Genomic DNA, 8,896 nt, shown 5'->3' with positions numbered 1-8,896 from the left:
GGGAGGGTTAAGACATGAGGCTGAAGCTTTGTCATCTTTATCCCGACTTATTGGATCTCTATGGAGATAGAGGGAATATTACTACCTTGACGGCCCGCTCCCGCTGGCGGGGGCTGGAACTGGAAGTTCAAAATATATCCTTAGGGGAAGAGATTGATTTTCGTTCCTTGGATATCCTTTTCCTCGGAGGCGGATCCGATCGGGAACAGAATATTCTCGTGGACGACCTCATAGACCGTGTGGATGAATTAAAGGCGGCCATCGAGGATGGCCTTGTGGTATTGACCATCTGTGGGGGCTACCAACTTCTCGGACAGTATTATCAAACTGTAGAGGGTACCAAGATTCCCGGCTTAGGAATTCTTGATCTTTGGACGGTTGCGGGAAAAGACCGCTTGACCGGAAATGTAGTAGTAGAATTAAAAATTGATGAATTTGTTGCCGGTAAATTAAACACTAAGCTTTCTACTCTAGTGGGCTTTGAAAACCATTCCGGAAGAACTTACTTGGGGCCTCAGCTAAAACCTTTGGGCAAGGTAGCTCATGGCCACGGAAACAATGGTGAGGATCAGGGTGAAGGGGTGCGTTATAGAAATGTCTTCGGAACCTATCTTCATGGACCGCTCTTGCCGAAAAATCCTCATATGGCGGATTTGCTGCTTAGCTTGGCATTGGCTAGAAGGGGGTGGGCAGAACTGCTGCCTCCTCTCGATGATAGTTTAGAGGAACTAGCCCATGAAACAGTAGTGCAGCGGATTCTGGCCAAGGCACATAGATAAAACTTAAAATTTATGCAGATTGATAGTATAGCATTTGAGCTGCATTCATATAATAACTTTAATCCATAATTAGCTAAAACAAAATGGCAAAATTGTCTGGTTCCAGAATTTACATTAGTGAGGATGCTTAATTTAAAGGTTTTTTGGCTTATCTTAGAGTCATACTTCATTGACACTTTTCGGGGTTACTGTCTATAATGAAGTATAGCTGTGGCTAAAAGACTTGGGGGTGCTGATGTGGCGGAGAGTAAGCGGATAATGATTAGTTTACCGGAGAATTTGCTTGCGGAAGTGGATGATGTTGTTACATTAGAAAATAGAAACCGTAGCGAATTTATACGTGAAGCAATAAACAGTGTTTTACACGAACGCCGGAAACGGGGAATCCGCGAGCAAATGCGTAAAGGATATCAGGAGATGGCTCAATTGAACTTAGCCATTGCTAAAGAGTTGTTCCTGACTGAAGAAGAAGTCCAGCCGGTGTATGAAGACTCTAATGTGGAGTGTCAGAGATGATCATAAAGCGCGGGGAAATCTACTATGCTGAACTTAACCCCGTCGTCGGCTCCGAACAAGGCGGTACTCGTCCTGTATTGGTGATCCAAAACGATATCGGAAATCAGTTTAGTCCGACGACTATTATTGCCGCGATTACATCTCAGATAGCGAAAGCTAAATTACCTACACATGTGGAGGTACGAGCCAGACGCAGTGGGTTAGAACGGGATTCAGTCATTCTGACGGAACAAATCAGGACTATTGATAAAAGTCGTTTAAAAGAGAAGGTCGCCGTACTTGACGAAGAAGTGATGCTTCGGGTGGACCAAGCAATTGAGATTAGTTTAGGCTTAACCGATATCTAAAATAACCTAGGACTCCAACAGCGTAGGTATGTGCTTAACGCTGTTTTTTATTTTATAAACTCATTTTTAAAGTTCTGTCACATAAAGTTTCAGTAATAATGTATTGAGAGGAGATCAAAGCTTATGAATCGCAAGCCAGTGATCGGAATTACGGCAGCTCATTGTAATGAAGAGTTAAAGTCCTATCCCAGAGCTCTCTATGTGGAAGCAGTTAAAGAGGCGGGGGGACAGCCGATACTTTTACCACCGGTTGCCACTGCCGAAGATGCCGCTGAAATCATTGCTTTAATTGATGGCTTGATCTTAACCGGAGGGGGAGATATCTCGCCGATTTTACTGGAGGAGGAGCCTTTGCGAGGGGTTGGGGACTGCTTGCCTGATCGGGACTTTAGCGAAATACTCCTTACCCAAAAAGCCCTAAGCGTGGATCTTCCGCTTTTAGGGATCTGTAAAGGTATCCAGGTTCTCGCTGTTGCCGCCGGAGGGAAAATCCATCAGGATATAATTAGTCAATGTCCACAGTCCTTGGAACATAAGCAAAAAGCACCTCGTAATTTTCCCTGGCACAAAGTTAAGCTTAAGGAATCACAGTTAAAGATCCTTCTTGAAGAAGAAGAGATTGCCGTAAATAGCGTCCATCACCAAGCGGTTTCCGAACCTCCCCAAGGGTTTATCATCAGTGCTGTAGCCCCCGATGGAATTATCGAAGCCATTGAAAAAGTCGGAGCGCGCTTTTGTGTGGGCGTCCAGTGGCATCCGGAAGTAATGGGGCAAGATAAGAATAGCCGGAGGATATTTCGGCAGTTAGTCGAAGTTGGACAGAATCCAAAGAGGTAAGGTAAAATCCAGATGCTTTTCTCCTTTATATGTAAAAGCAAATAATGAAGAGAAAAAAATAATTTAATTTAATTTAATAGATAGGCTTGTCACTCTTGTCCATAGGGCTGAATAGTATGTAATGACTAAACTATGGATTGGGGGTAATAAAATGTGTCTAAGGATTTCAGCAAGTGATTTTGTACGTCTATCCCTCGAATTGCACCTGTTTTTCCTGCGCATTATGAAAGAGCATTCGTTTTTTCTTGAAGCAGGGTTCGTGGCAAGAGATTTGGATTTGGCACTTCAGGCAAACCGGTTTAAGGAGCAATTTAATACCCTCTTACGGGAGGCTGTAGGCTTAGCTAATAGAAATGTTAGTAACGTTGTCCTAGCCTCCAATGAAGTAGTCACCGACAAAACCCTTAGAGCAGAGGAGAAAACAATTGCACTATCCGGTATACCCCTTGATACTCAGTTAACTTTGGAGGAACTACAACTTCAACCCGGTGCTCCCGATCCTATACTGGCACCGGCAGTAGCTGATTTGAATCAACGTGCCATTAATCTGACGCAGCAACTCATTCAATTTAAAACCATGATCCTGAATCGAATGTTAAGCGGCGACTTATTCACGTACAACTTTCCCTTATTGATTGAGCATATACGGCGGGAAGCAGTATTCTATGTAGAACATCTCCAACGCCTGCAGGCGAGAGAACCGGTTAATCTTACCCGGACAATTATTGAGGAAAAAGCTTTCTGGGATCAAATAATGGAAGAGCATGCCCAATTTATTGCTCACCTCTTAGACCCCACGGAGGTTGCATTAATCGACACTGCAGATGATTTTGCTGATCTATTTGCATCCCTTTTAGAAAGAATACAGAGTGTCGAGGACAATATTTTAGCCCGCTTAACCCTAGGAAGGTTAATTAGAGAAGAGACCACTGCCACTAGGGAGATCAGGGACTTCAAGGCGGCGGCTACAGAAGGACTTTTGGCCAATCAGATTAGATCAATTATTATTCCACTGTTAGGTGATCACGTGTTGAGAGAGGCCAATCATTTCCTCAGAATCCTTGAAAACCCACAGAGCTTGCGCTAGGCGATATTTATTTAATATAAGGTAAACTGTACCCTGTAGATTGGATACGCCAAAAGAGGCCGTGTATCCAACTATAAGGTACTGTTTACCCTTTTCCATTTGAGCATATCTTATTATTGTAGCCCCAAACGTTTAAGTTTCTTCCAAAGACCTGTTCGGGTAATTCCCAAATACTGAGCTAAGGCTGTTTTGTTTCCTCCAAACTCTACTAGTAAACGTTCAATTTCCTCTTTTTCAGAATTTGCTTTATCCGACTCAACAACCCGGAGGTCGGGGGGCAGATCCTTAGATTTAATGATGGAATCTTCTACAAAAACATAAAGTCGATTGATAATGTTTTGAAGTTGACGAATATTTCCTGGCCAAGTGTATTTTAGAAGGAGATCTTGAGCACCGGGGGAAAGGGTTTTTTCAGGAGTTCCATGAGTATGAGCAAGGTATTGAAGCATATGCTCAGCCAGTTCTATGATATCCCTCCCGCGTTCACGTAAGGGAGGGATTTTAATTTCGATAGAGTTAAGACGATATAATAAGTCCTCTCGGAATTCTCCTTGTTCAACCATTTGAGCAAGATTTCTATGGGTTGCCGAGAGAATGCGCACCTTAACCGGAATCGGCTTGATGGCTCCTAAAGGTTCTATTTCCTGTTCTTGGATGACCCTTAAGAGTTTTGCTTGCAGCTCTGGTGAGAGTTCTCCGATCTCATCCAGGAACAATGTTCCCCCATCGGCAAGCAGGATTTTTCCCGGTTTGCCACCCTTCACTCCTCCGCTAAAAGCCCCTTCCTGGTAGCCAAAGAGCTCGGATTCTAAAAGGTTAGCGGGTATTGCAGCAGAATTCACTACGATAAAGGGTCCAAGTGCGACTCGACTGGCCTGATGTATTGCTTTCGCAAACATCTCTTTGCCTGTTCCTGTCTCACCCGTAATTAATATTGGGAAGTCGTATTGGGCGGCTCGGGCCGCCCTTTGAATCGTGTCCTGCATAATTTCCGAACTGCCGATAATCCGGGAAAACCCGGAAGTTTCTTGACCTTGAGACCGTTCTTTCCGAGTTGTTTTGGGAGTTTGGAGGGAAGGTTTCGGTTGGGTTATGGTCTGAGGTACACTTTGGTGGGGATGGAGGCGGCCTACGATGGAGCTAAGCTGTTCTGTAGCAATTTTGAATAATCCGGACATGAAGGGGGAACAAGCTTTTTCGTCCATGGCAGCGGCCACCAGCACAGCCACGATGCTTTCTCGATGTTCGATGGGAGCGTAGAGAATGGAGGTAAATCCTTTGCCCAATAACTCATCCTCATAATCGGTTTGAGAATTAGCTAAATTGTAGTGGACAATAGTCTTTACCCGGAGCATCTCAGTAATACCTTTGTTAAAAGGCTTCCATTCCTTTTCCGGGAGGAGGCTTTTCCCTACACTCACGATAGATTTTTGAATTTGGTGGTCCTGGTCAAGAACACAGAGATGTATGCTTTCAAGCCGGGTACTTAGCTGTAATTGAGTACAATAGTTACTGAAAAAATTAAGGATATGGATATCTTGGAGGTTTCCCTCAATGCTGTGCAGTAAGGCGGATGTCGCTGTAGCTTGATAGGAGCGTTCTTGGACTATTCCAGAATGATAAAAGGCTTGGCTAAAGTGCTTGGCAAGCTGGCTGATTAAATATGCATCTTCGATCTCAAACTGTAAGGGGCTGGCGCTACCCAGTAAAATTGCCCCGATCACCTCGTGGCTAAAGAGTATGGGAACTCTAAGGGCGGAACGAAAACCGGTTTGATAGAGTAAGGGGTCCTCAATGAAAGAGAACCCTTCCGGCTGAAGTGAGGAATTCAGCTGGGGGGCTTCCGTCTCTAGAACCCAACCAAGCCCGGTCTTGCGAATCAAAGAGTAGGGAGCGTATGTGCTGCCTTCGATTCCCAAGCCGATGGAGTAAGCATAGCTGTATTTGCGGAGTTGGGGATCCACTCGTACCAAATCAAAACGTTCGAAAGAGGTTACCTCACTGATTATATTAACAATTCGCAACACAATCTCTTCCGGGTCTGTGCTCAGATCCTCAAGCTCTCTTTCCAATTGAGAAGGGAGCATGGTCGTAAAATTTGGTTCTAAGCCGAGAAGAAGAAGGCGGTGGGAGTCACCGCTTACCTCAAAAACCTCAACATTCAATGCCACATGGTGATTAGCTACTGACCATGTCGTTATATCATTTTTCGGCTTTAGTGTGAGGAGCATTTCTAAAGACTCGGCATCCAAGGCATGAGTCAGTTGTTTGGCAAAATAATTCGTTCGCTCTATTTTATTATTTTGGTCAATACGGATTATCCCAAAAGGAAAGGATTCAAATAGTTTATCTTGCATAATCGTTCTCCCTAATCTGTACCGTAATCCAACAGGTAGTAATGAGAAGTTTTTTCATTATTATACCTTTTTTCTTTGGTGTTAACAAAACTAACTCTTTGGGTAGATGTTAAGGTAGAACGTATTAAGTAAATTCGACAGAAGTTAACACTGTTAACGTTTAAGTGTTAATTAGTTAACTGTTGTAAGATTTAGAAAACGCGAAGCTAAGCCTTTTTGACGTTGGCATAATTTTTGCATAGTAAATCCTCTGTAGATATCAGTGTTACCAGCACTAATATATTAATTTTTTGTAGGAGGGATTTTTATGAAAAATCCAATCAAATCTATCGTTGCCCTACTTCTTCGTCTCTACTTTGGTTACTCTTTCCTTCATGCCGGTATTGGCAAGTTTCAAAGTGGATTTAACGGGCAATCAGTCGGTGGATTCTTAAAAGGCGGGTTAGCTCAGACAGCGGATGCTATTGCAGCTGCGGGCAAAACCGGAAAACCCAACGTTACTGATACCTGGGCTTGGTTAATTAATCATGTGTTCTTACCTAATGCAGACGTTATGGCTTTGATGGTTAAAACCGGTGAGGTAATGATCGGTCTAGGACTAATTCTCGGATGTTTCACTACCTTAGCAGCATTTTTCGCTATGTTCATGAACTTCTCATTTTTGCTCTCGGGTACATTATCTACTAACCCCCAAATGGTTCTTGGCTTCCTGCTTATTTTGTACTTTGGCGCAGCATCGGGAGCAATCGGAGTGGATCGCTTCCTGATGAGTAAGCTCGTTACCAAGGTACCTTTCTTGAAAAAGGGATTTTTGAGACATCTATTCCCGGCTGAAGAAGGGGATACCGCAAGATCCGCAAAGACAGTACATCAAGCAGCCTAATCTGAAAATTTCGCCAAATCAGATGATTCCAGAACGTCTGTCCAGATTATTTCCGGGCAGACGTTTTCTTTATCGGCAATAATTCACATTCTCTTCAGTGGATCGGAGGGGCGGCAAGGAATCTTCGGCAGAATAGCCCACCACAACCCCGCAGATAGGGGTTAAACCAAAAGGAATGCCGATCCTTTCCATAAGCTTTGGATTCCCCTTGATTCCTAGTAAGGCCGAATGAATATAACAAGAACCCAGTCCAAGGGCCGTTGCTGCTATGGTTATGCAAGTTACGGCACAAGAAGTGGTGGCCACTTTCGAAGGATTGGCAAGGGGAGCGGAAAAGAGGAAGAATACAGGCGCACCGTATAGGGGTAGGTAGCCCTCAACTGCTGCCGGTCCCATAAGTAATTTATCCCCGGAATTCTTGTATTGAATTAATGCTCCTTCATTGATTTCTTTAAGTACCTCGGGATTTTCAATGACCGAAATATGAAAGAACCCCACTTTAGGTGCACTATTGCCTGCCCTTACAAGTTGCATAATCTTTTCAGGTTCAACAGGTTTCTGCAGATACTTCCTGACACTTTTTCTTAACTCAATAGCTTTTAAGGTATCCACGATTTGACATCCCCCCAAGACCTTAGCACTCTTTACTTTTAAATTTTCAGATATAGGAAACTTGCTTAAGGTGAAGTTTTAACTCCATCTTAAGCTTAGTTGACTTATCCAGGGCTTAGCGCCACTTATCACCTACTAAAGAAGCAGGAGTCTTAGTGGCGGTTAGCAATGGACAAATTGTTTAGTCTATTCTACTCTAATCTAAACTTTTAGTAAACGTTAGTATTCATCCTGTTCAGCATTTGGAAGTTCCCAGGGGGAGGGAGTGAGCGATATCGTAAAGGGAGTTGGAATCCCAACAACCATGACTGAGAAAACTGCTTGGCGAACTCTTAAGTTGAATTTGCAGGATGCCCTTAGGTATATATAGGGTCGAAATTGTCTTTGCCGCTGTACGAATGTACCGAGCCTAGTGTAGAATCTAGATAATATGGAGTAATAGGATAAGTGTCCTGAATATGTGAGATTTTGTGTGTCATGAAAGGTGGTCGTATGGATGAAGGTTATATTAGTCAATGGCAGCCCTCATACCCATGGTTGCACATTTACTGCATTGGAGGAAATAGCTAAAACCCTTAACGCAGAAGGAATTGAAACTCAAATTTTTCAGCTTGGAACAAAGCCTTTAACCGGGTGTACAGCCTGCAAAACCTGTTCGAAAATTGGACGTTGCGTATTCTCGGATTCTGTCAATGAGTTCCTTGATCTTGCCCAAGATGCAGATGGGTTTGTTTTTGGTTCACCTGTCCACTATGCAGCCGCGGGCGGTGCAATAACTTCTTTTATGGATCGAGTCTTTTATGCAGACTCCCATGCCGGCAGAAAGACATTCTACTTAAAACCCGCTGCAGCCATTGTTTCGGCTAGGAGGGCTGGCACAACTGCTGCTTTTGATCAACTCAATAAGTATTTCACAATTTCCCAGATGCCTGTGATCTCTTCCCGGTATTGGAATATGGTTCACGGTGGAACACCGGAAGATGTCAAAAAGGATTTGGAAGGTCTACAGACCATGCGAATATTGGCTAGAAATATGGCCTGGTTCCTAAAGTGCAAAGAGGCGGGTATTAAGGCCGGTGTACAATTCCCCGAGAAAGAAGAAGTTATTCATACTAATTTTATATCTTAAGGAGTGGATGGGGCTTTTTTTATCAATTTAAAATTAGCTAATCCTATAGGATTAATATTTGGCCATAGCACCGGATACCGGGGAACGCTATCTGAGCACCTCTGTTTTTGATGTTTGATCCTTACTCCGAAAAAAGGTCCGACCCTTATGCTCAGGAAAAATACCGACCCCGCACTATGTTATACTGAATGCAGTGAAATAACTTGACCAAATAGCAGAGTAAACCTGAGAGAAGGAGGGCGTATTTATGCGTGTCGCTGTCAAACATGTAGGAGGTATGGCTTTTGAGGGAGTAGGCGAAACCGGAGAGATCACGAAAATATCCTCAAGTTCAGTCGCTTCAGAGCAT

9 protein-coding genes are annotated in these 8,896 nt (G+C 43.6%); 7 read left to right on the top strand and 2 right to left on the bottom strand.

What is annotated here, in order from left to right; all coding sequences use genetic code 11:
- The first annotated feature begins 14 nt into the window (after positions 1–14).
- From AC1U9U_RS13920 to AC1U9U_RS13900, 5 genes are all read left to right on the top strand, one after another.
- Positions 15–779: a type 1 glutamine amidotransferase gene (locus tag AC1U9U_RS13920; RefSeq protein WP_479961158.1), complete on the top strand. Its 765-nt coding sequence runs from the start codon at positions 15–17 to the stop codon at positions 777–779.
- Between the two features lie 237 nt (positions 780–1,016).
- The gene (locus AC1U9U_RS13915) at positions 1,017–1,295 is read left to right on the top strand and encodes a CopG family ribbon-helix-helix protein (protein WP_479961157.1); all 279 of its coding nucleotides are present in this window, start codon (positions 1,017–1,019) and stop codon (positions 1,293–1,295) included.
- Entirely contained in the window at positions 1,292–1,642 is a 351-nt protein-coding gene (locus AC1U9U_RS13910) for a type II toxin-antitoxin system PemK/MazF family toxin (protein ID WP_479961156.1), read from the top strand. Before AC1U9U_RS13915 ends, AC1U9U_RS13910 begins: the two co-directional genes overlap by 4 nt.
- Positions 1,643–1,765: 123 nt before the next feature.
- Entirely contained in the window at positions 1,766–2,479 is a 714-nt protein-coding gene (locus AC1U9U_RS13905) for a gamma-glutamyl-gamma-aminobutyrate hydrolase family protein (RefSeq protein ID WP_479961155.1), read from the top strand.
- A 151-nt stretch (positions 2,480–2,630) separates the two neighbouring features.
- The gene (locus tag AC1U9U_RS13900) at positions 2,631–3,566 is read left to right on the top strand and encodes a DUF2935 domain-containing protein (RefSeq protein WP_479961154.1); all 936 of its coding nucleotides are present in this window, start codon (positions 2,631–2,633) and stop codon (positions 3,564–3,566) included.
- A gap of 113 nt (positions 3,567–3,679) precedes the next feature.
- Here AC1U9U_RS13900 and AC1U9U_RS13895 read toward each other — a convergent pair whose 3' ends face one another.
- Complete coding sequence (locus AC1U9U_RS13895; protein WP_479961153.1) at positions 3,680–5,923, bottom strand: sigma-54-dependent Fis family transcriptional regulator; 2,244 nt, start codon at positions 5,921–5,923, stop codon at positions 3,680–3,682.
- A gap of 307 nt (positions 5,924–6,230) precedes the next feature.
- On the opposite strand from AC1U9U_RS13895, the gene AC1U9U_RS13890 reads away from it, so the two are divergent.
- Positions 6,231–6,806: a DoxX family membrane protein gene (locus AC1U9U_RS13890; protein ID WP_479961152.1), complete on the top strand. Its 576-nt coding sequence runs from the start codon at positions 6,231–6,233 to the stop codon at positions 6,804–6,806.
- Between the two features lie 69 nt (positions 6,807–6,875).
- Here the strand turns inward: AC1U9U_RS13890 and AC1U9U_RS13885 are convergent, their stop codons facing one another.
- Positions 6,876–7,418, bottom strand: a complete 543-nt coding sequence (locus AC1U9U_RS13885) for a nitroreductase family protein (RefSeq protein ID WP_479961151.1) — start codon at positions 7,416–7,418, stop codon at positions 6,876–6,878.
- A gap of 496 nt (positions 7,419–7,914) precedes the next feature.
- On the opposite strand from AC1U9U_RS13885, the gene AC1U9U_RS13880 reads away from it, so the two are divergent.
- On the top strand, positions 7,915–8,547 hold the full coding sequence (locus AC1U9U_RS13880) for a flavodoxin family protein (RefSeq protein ID WP_479961150.1): 633 nt from the start codon (positions 7,915–7,917) through the stop codon (positions 8,545–8,547).
- Positions 8,548–8,896 lie beyond the last annotated feature (349 nt).

The sequence above is a fragment of the Desulfitobacterium sp. genome (genome assembly GCF_982384815.1).
The sequence above is the reverse complement of the archived record's forward strand: the minus strand, read 5'-3'. Positions and strand labels throughout refer to the sequence as shown.